We start from the raw sequence: 14503 nt of genomic DNA, 5'->3' as shown, positions 1-14503 counted from the left end.
TCAAGCCGGCGGGGTTGCCTGCCCCCGGTGTTGAGAACGGGGGCGGGCCCCAACGACCACACCCTGGTGGTGGCCCCGGTGCCCGGGTTGGAGGCCGGGGGCCGCGCTCGCCGGGATCACCGCCGTCCCACTCCCGTCACCGCGTACACGACCCGCACGGCTTCCGGGTCGGAAACTGGTACAGAAGGAAGTTCATGACATCCATGCTGGACGGCTGCACGCCCTGGCCCGAGGAGTTCGTCGACCGCTACTGGGCGGCCGGGCACTGGCGTGGCAACACGCTGGACAACCTGCTGCGCGGCTGGGCCCTGCAGTACGGACCGCGGATCGCGCTCGTGCACGACGGCACCCGCATCACGTACGCGAACCTGAACCGGCGCGTGGACCGCATGGCCGCCGGATTCCGGTTGCGCGGCCTGAGGCCCGGGCAACGGGTCGTCGTCCAGCTGCCGAACGTTCCCGAGTTCGTCATCACCGCGTTCGCGCTGATGCGCGCGGGCACGCCCCCCGTGCTCTGCCCGATGTCGTACGGCGCGTCCGAGGTCTCCCACCTCGTACGGGTCACCGAGGCGGTCGGTTACGTCGGTCCCTCGACGCACGAGGGCCTCGACCACACGGCGATGGCCGAGGACATCGCGGCCCGATGGCCCTTCCTGCGGCGGGTGTTCACCTACGAGGCGCCAGGTTCCTCGTCCCGGTACGGCGGCCTGACGACCGACCCGGCAGGCTGCCAGTACTACCCGCTGGGCTCCACCGACGCCCCGCCCGAGGCGGCGCTCGGGCACGGCGCCGGCCAGGTGGCGTTCTTCCTGCCCTCCGGCGGCACCACCGCGGCGCCCCAACTCATTCCTCGCACCCACAACGACTACGCCTACCAGGCGCGGGCCGCCGCCGAGCTGGTGTCGCTCACCGAGAACGACGTCTATCTCGCCGCGCTGCCCGCCGAGTCCAACTTCGCCTTGGGCTGCCCCGGCATCGTCGGCACGCTCTCCGTCGGCGGCACCGTCGTCCTGGCCGCGACCCCGGAACCCGCCGAATGCCTTCCGGTCATCGGACGGGAGCGGGTCACCATCACCTCGCTGGAGCCCGCCGCCGCCCAGCTCTGGCTCGATGTACTTCCCACGGTCCAGGCTGATGTGAGCAGTCTGCGTCTCGTGCAGGTCGGCGGCGCGCCCTTGCACCGGGCGATCGCCGAACGGATAGGCCCCGAATGGTGCTGCCGTCTGCAGCGGGTCTTCGGCCTGGCCGAGGGGCTGCTCACTCTCACCCGGCCCGACGATCCCGACGAGACCGTGCTCACCACGCAGGGCCGCCCGCTGTCGCCGGACGACGAGATCCGCATCGTCGACGTCGACGGCAAGGACGTGCCCGACGGGGAGCCCGGCGAACTCCTCGCCCGCGGTCCGTACACCCCGCGAGGCTACTACCGGGCGCCCGACGACAACGCACGCTCCTTCACCGCCGGCGGCTACTTCCGCACCGGCGACCTCGTGCGGCGCACCTCGGACGGCAACCTGGTGGTGACCGGCCGCCTCAAGGAGGGCCGTCCCTAGAGCCAGGCCATGTCGTCGAGGATCCTTTGGAGGACGTGGTCACTGCCGGCCGGGTCGACGGCCGGGGCATGCTCCGTGATCCCCATGCCGGCGACGTTGAAGCGCCTGGTCAGCGCACGCAAGGCGGCGCGCAGCTGGTCGGGGTGCAGACCCCCGGGCTCGGGGCAGGACAGACTGGTGAAGTGCTCGGGGTCCAGCACGTCCAGGTCCAGGTGGAGGTAGACGTGCGTGGCCCCTGTCCCTGCCACCGCGGAAACCAGTTGGTCCGGTTCCCGAAGAGCCTGAACGGACAGGGACCGGATTCCTTCGGACTCGATGAAGTCCCGCTCGGCGGGATCGAGGGCACGCGCGCCCGCGAGCACGATCTGCCGGGGGGAGAGGCGCTCCGTCGGCCCGGGTGACAGTGGTGACGGCCCCTGGCCGAGCAGGGTGCGCAGCACCATTCCGTGAAAGCCCCCGGAGGGAGAGGTGTCGGGGGTGTTGAGGTCGGCGTGGGCATCGAACCAGACGACCGCCAGACTGTCGCCATGGCGCGCCACGGCGCGGGCGACGGGCGCGAGTTCGATGCCGCAGTCCCCGCCCACAGCGAGCGGTGTGTCATCGCCGATCGGGCCCAGTGCGGCCCTGATCGCTTCCAGCGAGCGGGTCAGCACATCGAGGTGGCGTACGCCATCGCGGTCCTGTCCGGGGCGGGGGTCGACGTCGACGACCGTGCGTCGCGCCGCGGGGAGCAGCGCGCTCAGCCGGTGCGCCCCCTCGGCCAGCCGTTGAGGATCGCGGGCGGCCGACCCTTGCCACTGGGGGATCACCAGAACGGTGTGGGATCCGTTGCCACGGTCGAGCCCGGTCATGTCGTGTAGTCCGCGTTGACACGGATGTAGTCGGCGGTCAGGTCGCAGCCGTAGACCGTGGCTTCGCCCTGCCCGAGGCCGAGCGTGATGACGATGTCGACCTCGTCCCGGCGCATGATGTCGACGAGGGTGTCGAGGGTGTCGGCCTCGGGTTCTTCGGGGTACACCTCGATGCCGCCGAATCTCACGGTGACGTTGCTCGGCGTGATGTCGGTGTCGTCGGTGTTCTTGCCGATGGCCATCAGCACCCGACCCCAGTTGGGGTCGGCGCCGTGGACGGCGGTTTTGACCAGAGGAGAGTTCACCACGCTCTTGGCGATGCGTTTGGCCTGTCCGTGGTCGCCGGCCTGGGCGACCGTGACGCGCAAGAGCTTGGTGGCACCTTCACCGTCACTGGCCATCTGCAGGGTGAGATCCAGGCACAGGTCGGCGAGGGCGTCGGAGAACTCCGCCGGATCGACAGGTCCTGCCGCACCGTTGGCGATCACCGCCACCGTGTCGGAGGTGGAGGTGTCGGTGTCGACACTCAGGCAGTTGAACGTGCGATCCACCGCTGTGCGCAGTGCGCTGTCGAGGTCGGCCGGGGAGACGTCCGCGTCGGTGAACACGTAGGCCAGCATCGTGGCCATATTGGGTTCCAGCATGCCGACACCCTTGGCGATGCCCACGACGCGGGCCTGCCCGACGGTCCGTACAGCGGTCTTCGGGCGGGTGTCGGTGGTCATCATCGCGCGGGCCACCTCCAAGGGGGCGGCCGTGAACGCCGCGAGTCCGCGCTCGGCAGCCTCGTCGAAGTGCGTACGGATGGTGCCCATCGGCAGCGGGCGTCCGATGACGCCCGTGGAGCCGATGAGTATCTCGTCCTCCGGGATGCCCACAATCCCGGCGACGCGGCGGACGACCTCGGCGGCGTTCTCGGCGCCCTGGCGCCCGGTGGCGACGTTCGCGTTCTGCGCGAGCGTCGTCACGGCACGCAGGTTCCGTGCCGCGGCGTGGGCACGGCTGAGGACTACGGCCGGACCTGCGAAGAGGCTCTGGGTGAACATCGCGGCGCTGATGGCCGGCCGGTCCGACGCGACGATGGAGATGTCGTCGCCGTGCTCGCGCAGTCCGCCGTGCCCTGTGTAGGCCGAGAAGCCTGTCGGCCACGCCACGGGGGAAGGAACGTGGGTCGATGCATGATCATGCGTCATGAGGCATATATTTGCACCTCGGGTGCGAGCTGTCCATCCGCTTTCCCTGCTGCCGAGCCCGTGGTGCCCGCCTCGACCGCCCGCCAACCGTGCCCGCGGAGCGGATCCGTCACGCCCGGGACCCGACGGTGCCGCGTCGGACGACGTTCGCCCGCTCCTCGTCCTCTGATGCCGGAGGACTTGGGTTCTCCAACATCTGGTGGGAGATACTGGCGAAGGCATGCATCACCCCGGGGCGGTTCGGGCCGCTGGTGTGCCCCACCACGGTGAGCAGGCGGGCCGGCCAGTGCGGCAGCACATGGTCGACCCGCCTGGGGGAACGCCGTCCTACCTCAGACCTGCGGCATGGATGAGGAGTTCTTCGCAGACCTCCGGGCCGCGGTCCTTGTCGATGACCGGCGAGCCGACGCCGAAGTCACCATTGACCCAGTGGGCCTGGACACCGGGGTTGGCGCTGTTGGTCCCGTCGTGGAGGAAGACGTGCGGACTGCAGTTGACCCGCCCGTCGCTCGCCGCGCGGTACTGGTCCATCACGGCCGCGCGGGCCGACCCGGTGTCGAGCGCGTCGGCCAGCGCGGTCACGTCCACCACACCCGTCTGCCCCGCGACTTCGAGGATGACGTGCCGTAGCGAGATACAGCGCCCCTGCGCCCAGAAGGCCCGGCGCAGCGCCCGGTCGAGCTGTTCGCTGGCGTGCCAGCCCTGTGCCTTGGCCGCGTGGACGGCTTCGAGGGCCGGGAGGGTGGTGACGGGGTAGGTCCAGTCCGGGCCCTGCCAGAGCCGCCAGCCCGCTTCGGGTTCGACGGCGCCGAGCACCGAGATCTCGGAGTCGACGCCGGGCCGGGCGTTGACCTCGCGGTTGAACAGCTCCAGCGGGAAGGCGCGGAAGTCGAACCACAGCTGCCCTTCCAGGCCCAGCCGCTTGCGGGTCTCGTGCAGGCGGTGCACGGCGACGTGGGCGAAGGAGCAGTTCAGGTCGGTGAAGACGGCGACGGTGTCCGGGGTGGCCGGGAGCCGGGGGTCCTTGGCGCCGGGCGTGGCGGGCGTCGCGTCGACTGCGTCCTTTTGGGTCACGGCTTCTCCTGTACTCGGATCAGGCCCCACCATCCCTCGCTGACCCCCCAGTGCAGGTTGCCGGTGCGGTAGGCGTAGTCGCCGGGATGGTTGGCACGGAAACGGACGGTGCGGGTGCTGGCGGAAGCCAGGGCGCCGATCGTGGAGACGAAGGCGCCACGGCCGGTCTCGGAAGCGTCCCAGACCTGGCCGTGCACGGTGAAGCATTGGTTGCGCATCCGCGCGGCGCCGATGGCGAGATGGATGGCCACCTGGTCGCCGGGGCGGCAGTGCAGCAGCGGGGTCGGCGGCTCGGGGTCGGCCAGGTCCGGAGCCAGGGGGTGCAGGGCGGCGGTGCGGTAGTTGTACGCCTTCTGGCCGGAGTCGTCGGGGCTGTCGGAGAAGAGGTCGGTGACCGGCTGGGTGAGGTCGCCGCCGTGGTAGAGCCGCAGGCCGTCCTGGGTGATCAGGACCAGTTCGCGTACCGATTCGGCGTCGGGGCGACGGACCACGGCCTGCTCCCCGGTCCAGCGTTCACGGCCGGTGGCCGGGTCGTACGGGGTGGCATCCGCCTCCTCGACGACCAGTGCGCCGACCAGGCCGCGGCGCATATGGGAGACCACGTCGGCGTGCGAGCGCAGCAGGACGACGCCCGGCTCGTCGGCGTACCAGTGGTAGGTGCGCGAGCCGCCGGGTTTGACCGTGCTGTCCTCGTTGTGGCCGACGTGGGCACCGTCGTCGGTGCGTACGTCGTACGACAGGAGGGTGGGGTGCAGGGAGACCCGGCCGGAGACGGTGCGGGCGCCGGGTTCCTCGTCGCCCATCAGCCGGGGGTCGAACGGGCTGGCCGGGGGCGGCCCGCCGAGCTCGTTGATCAGGGTGACCTCGATCCGTTCGCCGGCCCGGGCACGCAGGACCAGGGGCCCTTCGCCGTCCTCGCCGTCGACCGCGTAGACCAGGCCGTACGGGTCGGTGCGCCGGTCGTTGTAGTCGAGCGTGCGGGAGCGGGCGCGGACCGTGTAGCGGCGGGTGGGGCCGGGTCCGGGCGGGGCGGGCGGGGTGTGCGCGCCGGGCAGTGCCGGCAGGTCCCGCTGCCTGCGCCCGTGCATCCGCAGCAGGCCCCAGCAGCCGAGCCACAGCTCGCTGCCGGAGGTGAAGGACCACAGGTGGTCCCCGGGGCCCAGGGCGGGAGCCAGGGCGAGCTGGGCCACTTGGGAGATGCCGAGGGTCTGCTGGTTGCGCCAGGCGGTGTCGGGGCGGCGGGGCCATTCGCGCCAGCGGGCGCCGCTGAGGGTGAAGCTGTGCTGCAGGTCGTGCGAGCCCTGCAGGACATGGAGGCGCAGGTCCTCACCGGGGTAGGCGCGCAGCAGCGGGGTGCCGGGATCGCCGTGGACGCCGCTGGAGAACCAGTGGGCCGGGTCGCCCTGCCGGCTTCCGAGCGGTTCGCAGCGGTAGTTGACGCCCATGCCGCCCTGGTCGTCGGGGGAGCCGGGGAACGGCGGCGGGTTGACGGGTTCGCCGTGCGGCTGCCCGGTGTGCCGTTCCAGGGGGACGAAGTCGCCGAGGGCCAGGACCATTTCGCGGTACGCGTGGCCGTTGGGCAGCTGGATGACGGCCTGGCTGCCGCGGCGCAGTTCGGTGGAGTGGTCGGTGGGGGAGACCCACGTGGCACCCTCCGGCTCGGCCATCAGCGCGCCGAACAGTCCGTGCCGCTGGCGGTAGTTGGCGAGCAGGTGGTCGTGGAAGAAGACAGTGCCGAACTCCTCGTCGAGGTACCAGCGGTACGTCCACGAGTTGTACTGTCCGTACGCCTCCCGGCCCTGGTCGGCGGTGGTCGTCGCGGAGAGGTAGTTCCAGCCGATGGCGGAGCCGTCGGAGACCAGCGGGTCGTACTTCACCAGGTGGGTGTGGAGACCGACCTCGGGCTGGAACGGCAGCGGCGGGTCGAAGACGGATGCCTTCTGCGGGCCGGGCGGCAGGGCGTTGGTGAGGGTCATCTCCAGGATCTCGCCCTTGTTGGCGCGGATCACCAGCGGCTCCAGCCTCCTTTCGCCCTTGGCGAGTTGGCTCTTGAAGGCCTCGAGGCCGCCGGCCTCCTCCACCTCCTCGGCGAGGAGGTAGAAGATGCCGTTGTGGTCGTGCCAGGTCTCGGCATGCGGCTTCGTCGGGTCGCCGTGGTAGACGACCATGCCGTTGGTGACCACGAGGTGGTAGCGGCGCACCGGTGCGTCCGGCGGGCCGATCTTGGTGAACGCCTCGCCGGGCTGCGGGTTCTGGCAGTACGCCAGCGCCTCCAGCGCGGTGGGCTCGCGCCCCATGCCCGGCGGCTGCAGCGGCGTCCGCGGCGGCCGGGGGTTCTTCTGCGGGTAGGTCGCCGACTGGGCGAGGAACCCGGGGAAGCCGGGGCGTCCGGTGGTGGGCAGCGGCGGGGCGTCGCGGTGCGGCAGCGGGACCAGCGGCTGGATCCGGCTGCCGTCCGGGTAGCGTCCGGTGCCGTTCTGGAGGGTGTCGAAGATCCGGAACATGCCCCACATGCCCATGTGGAAGTGCACGTACATATGGCAGTGCCACAGGGAGTCGCCGGCGGCGTGCTGGGTGGAGCCCAGGCCGCCGATCAGCTCCAGGGTCATGCCCTCCTGCGGGCTGATGCTGACCGAGTCCACGATCGGGGAGTGCTCGTCGTCGGGGTCGCGCCGCCACTGGTGGAGGTGGGTGTGGAAGACGTGGGTGTCGCGCATACCGCCGTGGACGAGCCGGATGACGGCGGGGTCGCCCGCGTAGCCCCGGAGGACCGGGGTGGAGGGGTCGCCGAACATCCAGGAGCTGTGGTGCATCTCCTCGCCGTAGGTGGCATCACGCTCCGCATCGAGCACCCCGTCCTTCACCATCTTCTGGTAGCGGTACATCCGCCATTCCATCGGCTCGATGCGGAGGTTGACCGGGAGCATCGCGACGTTGGGCGGGGTGAGGTCGGCCAGGCTGTCGGACTCCTCGGAGTGCTCGGCCGGCGCGGGCTTCCCGGGCTCGGCGAGCTGGTCGGCACGGGGGATGCGCAGCGTCCGCGTCAGGTCGGCCGCCGGGGTGGCCGTATCGCCCACACCACCGTGATCGTGCCCGCCGTCGTGCCCGCCGGGCTGTCCATCGTCGTGCCCGCCGTCGTGTCCGCCGTCGTGTCCACCATCGTGTCCGCCGCCGTGCCCGTGCCCCGGCATGGGCGGCGGGGTGGCGGGGTTGGCATTGCTCGGATACTCCATCATGAAGACCACGAACTCGCGGAAGCTCCGCCCGGGCAGGTGTACATCCGCATAGAGCCCGGTCGCCAGCGGGCTGCCGGACTCCGGGTCGGTCCAGGTGGCTCCCGGGGCCTCGACGACCAGCGCGCCGACCATCCCGTGGCTCTGGGTCCCCTCGCCCCGGGCGTCGGACATGTCGCCGAAGTGGAAGACGCCTTCGTGCTCGCACACCCACTCGTAGACCCGTGCCTCGCCCGGCGGCACCCTGCTGTCAGGGTTGGCGCCGATCGCCGCCCCGTCCATGGTGCGGGCGTCGTAGCGCACACCCTGCATGGTGATGCCGGCCGGGCGGGACAGCTCGTTGCTCAGCCGTACCCGCAGCCGCTCGCCCTTGCGTACGCGCAGCACCAGCGGCCGGGCGAGCGGATGCGGGCGCGGTACCAGCTCGGGCTCCTCCAGGTAGCTGGGGAAGGGCTCGGGCCAGGTGGCCGCCACCTCACGCAGCTCGTGGGCGTCGCGGGCCAGAGTGTACAGCGCGCCGTCGCGGTCGTGATCGCCGTACTCGTTGTAGGCGATCGGAACTTGGAGCGCGACCACGTCGTACGTCCTGATGGGACGGCCGTCGCGGGTCTGCTCGCCTGGTGTGAATGCGGTGCTCATGATCTGCTCCCCCGTTGTGCTGATCGTGCTCTGTGTCCCGTTGTGCTCAGGGTTGTGGGTGTTCTCCCGTCGGCGGTGTTCCGTGCGGGCGGGTGCTGTGCGAGAAGCGGGCGAGGGCGGTGTCGCCGGAGAGCACCCGCCCTTCCCAGCGGTAGCGCTGCCCGAAGGAGTCGTCGGGTCCGGCCTCCCGGCTGAAGGTCAGCGCGATCCGGTCGCCGCGCCGTACGGGTACCGCCTCGGCGACCGGCAGATAGCAGTGCTTCCAGCTGTCGGAGGTCGTACGGGCCCGGTCCGGGCCGCCGGTGTCGTCACCGGAGATGTCCAGTGCGACGGAGTCCGACAGGGTCGCCACGAAGTAGCCCTTGAATCCGGTGAACAGGCCGTCCCGGCGGACGGTGTAGACCAGCGGCAGCCGGTAGTCGGTGTCCGCCGCTCCGTCTTCCTGAAGGTCGTACTCCCTGGCCAGCCGGGGCGCTGCGAGGTATGCGCCCACCGGGAGGACCGCGTCGTAGTAGAGGTCGAACGGGCTCCGGGCCCCGCGTCGGCGCAACAGCGCGGCGAAGTCGGCGGCGCTTCCCGCGTCCTCGGGCACCCCTCTGGCCACCTGGGCATGGGCCCGCTCGGCGGCCACCGGGACGAGGTAGCTCTCCACCCGGCGCGGCAGCATGGTGCCGCCGGGCTTGAGGAAGCGGCGCCGGGCATCGGCGAGGATCGCGGCGAAGTTCTCGTTGTCGGCGAGGTTGCCCATGATCTCGGAGATGACCAGGTCCACCCGCTCGGGCAGCTCCAGGCCGAAGGAGAGGCCGGCGAGGGGGTGGAAGCGGTCGCCGAATCCGGCGGCGGTGAGCCGGTCGGCGGCCGTGTCGAGGATCTGCTCGTTGAGGTCGATGCCGTAGACCCGGGCGGCGCCGGCCTCCAGGGCCCAGCGGGCCAGGATGCCGGTGCCGGTGCCGAGGTCGAGGACCGTGTCCCCGGGGCGTACGGCCTCGAAGACGGCGGCCCGGAACGCCGCCATCCGTACGTGGTCGCCCAGCATCAGGTCGTGGAATCCGTCGTCCCACTCCAGCAGTTGCTCGGACGCCGGGAGCCAGATCTGCTCGGGCCGATAGTCCTGCCCGAGGACACCGGTCCGGTGGACGGTGAGCGCATCGGTGGCGGGCCCGGCCACCGGGCAGCCGGTGGTCAGGTCGAAGCCGGTGCGGTGCAGCGGGCAGGTGATCCGCAGCGTGCGCGGATTGACGAAGCCGTGCACGAGCCGGCCCTTGCGGTGCGGGCAGGACCCGTCGATGACGAACTCCCGCCCGGCGACCCGTACGCGGACCCGGTCGCCCGGCAGCTCTTCGAGGACCGCGTCCGTCATACCGCCTCCCTCGCCCGCTGTACGGCGGCGTCGAAGGCGTCCCCGATCAGGCCGGAGAGCAGCTGGGCGCCGATCCACACCTTGGTGGGGTCGAGGCCGTGCACGGCCCCGTACTCCTTGATGGCCTGCTGCATCTCCTTCATGTGGAAGGTGTCGATGTGCAAGTGCTCGGTGTAGTAGACGCCGTTGGCGATGCCGAGGCGGGCGCAGGCGCGGGCCTGGACCTGGAAGGCGTCGGGGATGCTGGCCTCCAGGTAGGCCAGTCCGCCGAGGAAGTACTCGACATCCGGGGCGCGTTGGGTGAGCCAGTAGAAGACGTTGAGGAACTGGAAGGTCTCGTCGCCGGTGGTGTCGAGGAAGCACTCCAGCTCCTGCGGGAGTCCCAGCTCGGCGAGGAGGTTGCGGTAGAGCTGTGAGTGCGCCTGCTGGAGGTTGCCGCAGCCGAACTCGTCGATGAGCACCCGCATCACGGCCATCTGCGCCTTGATGGGCAGGCGGGGTATCGCGGGGAAGAAGTTCTGCGCCTCGGTCAGACCGTCGAGGGCGAACTCCCTCACGACGTAAGCGAATTCCTCTCGAGTGGCCTCCTCGGCGAGATACTTTCCGGCGGGGCTGCCGGCGCGCTCCTCGGCGAGCAGTGCGTCCAGGTGCGCGACCCACTGGGCGCGGGAGGAGAGCGGCTCCGAACGGGCGGTGAGCTCGGCGATCCGGGGCTCGATCCAGCCCGCCTCCAGATCCTCGATCTCCGCGAGGACCTCGGAGGTCACGCGCGAGCGGTTGAGGACGAACAGGCGCCGGTGTGCGCTGCCTGTCTTCCGCGGTGTCCGTGTTGGTGTCGGTGTCGTGATGCTCATGACGGGATCTCTCCGGTATCGACGGCCGGGTCGGCATCGGCCGTACGGTCGGTCTCCAGTACGCCGCGCCGGCACAGCTCGGTCTTGAGCGCGCGGTACCAGTCGTCGCGCTCGAGACCGAACCGCGCGCAGGCCGCGGTGAGTTCGGCGGCCCGGTCCGCCGTCGGATCGGCGAGCAGGGCCGCACACAGGGCGGGTTCGACATTGGCCAGCGCCAGGACGTACCCGTCGACCGGCCCGGACTCCAGCAGCAGATGCTCCAGGCCCTGGAGGACGGGCACGCCGGGACGGGCGGCGACCAGTTGCCGGGTGAACCGGGCGCTGCCTGCCGAGTCCTTCACGCCGGCCACGGCGGGCAGCGCGCAGATCCTCAGCAGAGTGCCGAGTTCGAGGGCGTTTCCGGAGACCGCGGACTCGTGGTAGACGACCAGGGGCAGCCGGGTCGCCCGTGCCAGCTGCTCGTAGTGCCGGTACATCACCTCCTGGGTGACCCCGGACCCGTACGGGGTGGTCACCGCCACGGCGCGGGCGCCCAGCTGCTCGGCGGTCCGCGCCCGGGCGGCGACCTCGGCCGTGGTGGGCCGCAGGACGCCCGCCACCACCGGCAGCCCGTCGGCATGCCGGTGGGTGGCGGACACCATCCCTTCCCACTGATGCTCCGTCAAACTGCCGCCCTCGCCGGTGCTGAGGGTCGGCAGCAGGGCGCTGACATGCGGGCGTACCGCGGCGACCAGGCGCGCGACGGCGGGCTCGGATACCTCTCCGGCGGCCGTGAGCGGCGTCACCAGTGCGACGGTCACTCCTGGGAACACGCCGCGCTCGCCTCCTTCCGTACGGGTTTCCGGATGGCCGTCACGGGCCTTCCACCGGTATGCGCAGGGCCAGGGACTGCTGGTACAGCTTCTCCAGCGGCTCGGGGAAGGACGGCTCGGGGCCGGTGACCGAGGCCGGACCCTCGACGGGCAGCCCGCCGCGTGCGCCGTGGTCCAGCAGCCGGGCGCTGGCCGAGTGCAGCCGTCCGTGCCGGTTGAGGACCATGCCCAGCAGCAGCCGCTCGTGCACGGGCAGCGTGCTGGGGGGCTCCCCGTCGAGTCCGCGGCGTACGTCGGCCTCGTCGTACGGCGGGCGGGCGATGTCCATGACGGTGTGCAGGTTGTCCATGAACGGGTAGTAGGCGTCCTGGAGTTCGCGGCCGAACCGCCAGATGACGTCGTCGCAGCGGCCGACCTGTTCCTGGCTCATCACCACCCGACCGTTCAGCCGGGTGGTGAAGAACGCCTTGCAGGCGCGCCGGAGCCGGTCGTCCGCGCTGTTCATCCCGAGGAACAGCGCGGCGTCGGCGTACGTGTCCGACGTGGCGTCAGCGGCCATAGCGGTCCAGCACCTCACGCATCCGCACCATGGCGTCGGCGAACAGTTCGGGCTCCCGGGCCAGCGCCAGGCGCACATGGGACTCGCCCTTGCCCGGCTGGCTCCAGAAGAAGTACCGGCCCGGCAGGACGTACACCTGCTCGGCGCTCAGCAGCCGCTGCAGTTCGGTGGCGGTCAGCTCCGGGTGGTCGATCCGGGCCCAGGCGACGCTGACCTTGGCGACCGGTTCCTGGTATTCGAGGATCGAGCCGTCCAGCGTCTTGCGCACCGCGTCGCGGTTGGCGGTCAGCACCTCGCGGACCGAGGCGAGCTGGTCGGCGGCGGAGTCCTCGACGTACTGGGTGAGCATGTTCAGTACGAACGGCGAGACGTTGAGCAGGACGCTGGTGTGGAGGTTGTAGATGTCCTCGCGGATGTCGTCGCTGGCGGTGACCATCGCGGCCTTGGCGTCCTGGACGGGCCAGGTCTTGCCGGTGTCCTCGATGGCCAGGTACGACACCCCGGAGGACTCCAGCAGCTCGTAGATGTCGAACCGCGCCAGCTCGGGGTCGAAGAGGGTGAAGGACGCGAAGCAGAAGTCGATGACCAGCAGCTTGTTGTGGTCCTTGCAGAAGCGGACGACCTCCTCGAAGCCCTTGCGGCCGTGCTGGAGCAGGCTGAAGCCGGTCGGGTTGTTGGGGTCGACGAGGAAGAGCGCGTCGGTTCGGACCCGGCGCTTGAGCTCGGAGTAGATCCGGTCCGGGTCGTGCAGCGCCGCCTCGTCGAGGGGGTAGAGCGGTACGTCCATGTTGGCGAGGACGTCGTAGAGGTTGTCGAAGCAGGGCTCGACGAGCGTGACGGCCATCCGCCGCCGCTTGAGGTACATCCCCACGACCATGGTCGAGATCGACGCGGCGTAGGAGAGCAGGGTCTTGTTCTTGGCCAGGGCGGTGGGTTGCCGGTGCAACCGGAAGAACGCCTCGGTGAACTTCTGCTCGAAGGTGGCCTGCAGGCCCTCCTCGGCCTCGTACCACAGCTCGGGCAGCCGGCCGACGATCCGGTGCTGGCTCGCGGACTGCCGCTGGTGGGTGTGGGCGTCGCCGAGGTTGAACTTGGCGCGCAGCGCCTGGATCTCGTGCTGTGTCAGGTCGAGCAGTTCCTGCTGGGGCTCGGTGGTGGTGCGCATGGTGCCGTGCGGGTTCATGCTTCCTCCAGTCACACACGGTGCTCTTGGGCGCGGCGGCGCGACGCATGCAGGTGCGTCAGCGCCCCGTCGGACGTGGGAGGTTCATCGGTGCGGCCCGCGCCGTCGGCCGGCGTGCGCCGGCTGGTGGCATGGCGTGGTGCGGGCCCGGATCTGCCGGCGTACGTCGTCAGCCGACGCTTCGACCGTGAAGGGGCCCGGGCAACAGACAGATGCGGCATAGGGCCGCCGGATGCGCGATGCGGGCGCGGTCGGTCAATCCAGTCACGATTCCCCCCGTAAGCGGACTGCAGTCCGATTGGCGACTCTAGTCATACCGGACACCGGACGACAATCGATTTCCGGCCGTGGGGGAGTGGGTAGACTTTCCGCATCCTTTGCGTACGACCGGCGGGTTTCCGCCGGTGACCGTGGCGAACGGAGGCCCCACGTGCACAAACGGTCGACCGGCGAACTGGCCGATTTGTCCACCCGTCCGCCTCAAGAACGCGCGGACGCCGCCCGCAACCGCAACCGCATCCTCACCGCCGCCGCCCAGCTCTTCGCCGAGCACGGGGTGGACGGGGTCTCCCTGGACGCCATCGCGGCGCGGGCCCAGGTCGGCAAGGGCACGCTCTTCCGCAGATTCGGCAACAAGGCCGGGCTGGCCGCCGCCCTGCTGGACGGCGAGGACCGGGACCTCCAGGAGCGCATCCTCTTCGGCCCGCCCCCGCTCGGCCCGGGCGCCGCACCCGCCACCCGTATCGAGGCCTTCTTCGACGCCTACCTCGACCTGCTGGAAGTGAACCTCGAACTCGTCCGGCTCTCCGAGACCGCGGCGCCGGGCGCCCGCTACCGGGTCGGCTCGTACCGCTTCTGGCAGCACCATCTGTCGATCCTGCTGACCGAGGCCCGGCCCGAGCTGGACGCGGACTGCGTCGCCCATCTGCTGCTGGCGCCCCTCGATGCCGACCTACAACACTCCTTGCGGGAGCGGGGGCTCGCGGGCGGACGGACCCGGGCGGCGGTCGGCGGCCTGGTGCGCCAGGTGCTGGGCGTATGACGTCGTGACATGAACGGGTCCAGGCATGGCGCCATGCCTGGACCCGCCCCCCTCCCCCTCGAGCCGGTCCGCCCCCCCCGACCCCCCCCCACCCCCCCGCCCACTCTACCTCCCTCGCCACCCAACTCCCACCGGTTTTCCCTTCCCCTT

The 14503-nt window shown here is 70.9% G+C and carries 11 protein-coding genes; 2 read left to right on the top strand and 9 right to left on the bottom strand.

All coding sequences use genetic code 11. The features are described 5' to 3' along the window. Positions 1-194 precede the first annotated feature (194 nt). Complete coding sequence (locus AC0680_RS32925) at positions 195-1553, top strand: (2,3-dihydroxybenzoyl)adenylate synthase (protein ID WP_478636187.1); 1359 nt, start codon at positions 195-197, stop codon at positions 1551-1553. Here AC0680_RS32925 and AC0680_RS32920 read toward each other — a convergent pair. The 9 genes from AC0680_RS32920 to AC0680_RS32880 form a co-directional block, all read right to left on the bottom strand. Then, positions 1550-2404 carry an arginase family protein gene (locus tag AC0680_RS32920; RefSeq protein WP_478636184.1) on the bottom strand — a complete coding sequence of 285 codons (855 nt, stop codon included), beginning with the start codon at positions 2402-2404 and terminating at the stop codon, positions 1550-1552. The two genes, AC0680_RS32925 and AC0680_RS32920, sit on opposite strands and share 4 nt — an antisense overlap. Further along, a complete protein-coding gene (argJ, locus tag AC0680_RS32915; RefSeq protein WP_478636182.1) occupies positions 2401-3597 on the bottom strand; it encodes a bifunctional glutamate N-acetyltransferase/amino-acid acetyltransferase ArgJ in 1197 nt (398 codons plus the stop codon). Before argJ ends, AC0680_RS32920 begins: the two co-directional genes overlap by 4 nt. Before the next feature lie 327 nt (positions 3598-3924). Then, on the bottom strand, positions 3925-4671 hold the full coding sequence (locus tag AC0680_RS32910; RefSeq protein WP_478636179.1) for a DsbA family oxidoreductase: 747 nt from the start codon (positions 4669-4671) through the stop codon (positions 3925-3927). Next, a complete protein-coding gene (locus AC0680_RS32905) occupies positions 4668-8543 on the bottom strand; it encodes a multicopper oxidase domain-containing protein (protein WP_478636176.1) in 3876 nt (1291 codons plus the stop codon). Before AC0680_RS32905 ends, AC0680_RS32910 begins: the two co-directional genes overlap by 4 nt. A 46-nt stretch (positions 8544-8589) precedes the next feature. Continuing rightward, the gene (locus tag AC0680_RS32900; RefSeq protein ID WP_478636174.1) at positions 8590-9903 is read right to left on the bottom strand and encodes a methyltransferase domain-containing protein; all 1314 of its coding nucleotides are present in this window, start codon (positions 9901-9903) and stop codon (positions 8590-8592) included. Continuing rightward, entirely contained in the window at positions 9900-10670 is a 771-nt protein-coding gene (locus AC0680_RS32895; RefSeq protein WP_478636171.1) for an iron-containing redox enzyme family protein, read from the bottom strand. Before AC0680_RS32895 ends, AC0680_RS32900 begins: the two co-directional genes overlap by 4 nt. An 83-nt stretch (positions 10671-10753) precedes the next feature. Next, positions 10754-11569: a dihydrodipicolinate synthase family protein gene (locus tag AC0680_RS32890; RefSeq protein ID WP_478636168.1), complete on the bottom strand. Its 816-nt coding sequence runs from the start codon at positions 11567-11569 to the stop codon at positions 10754-10756. Positions 11570-11609: 40 nt separating this feature from the next. Continuing rightward, a complete protein-coding gene (locus AC0680_RS32885; RefSeq protein WP_478636165.1) occupies positions 11610-12128 on the bottom strand; it encodes a DUF6190 family protein in 519 nt (172 codons plus the stop codon). Further along, positions 12118-13311, bottom strand: coding sequence for a pyridoxal phosphate-dependent aminotransferase (locus AC0680_RS32880; RefSeq protein WP_478636162.1), 1194 nt, complete (start codon positions 13309-13311; stop codon positions 12118-12120). Before AC0680_RS32880 ends, AC0680_RS32885 begins: the two co-directional genes overlap by 11 nt. Positions 13312-13741: 430 nt before the next feature. Here AC0680_RS32880 and AC0680_RS32875 point away from each other — a divergent pair, with 430 nt between their 5' ends. Continuing rightward, a complete protein-coding gene (locus tag AC0680_RS32875) occupies positions 13742-14353 on the top strand; it encodes a TetR/AcrR family transcriptional regulator (protein WP_478636159.1) in 612 nt (203 codons plus the stop codon). Positions 14354-14503 lie beyond the last annotated feature (150 nt).

The sequence above is a fragment of the Streptomyces sp. NPDC043738 genome, from assembly GCF_056436545.1.
The sequence above is the reverse complement of the archived record's forward strand: the minus strand, read 5'-3'. Positions and strand labels throughout refer to the sequence as shown.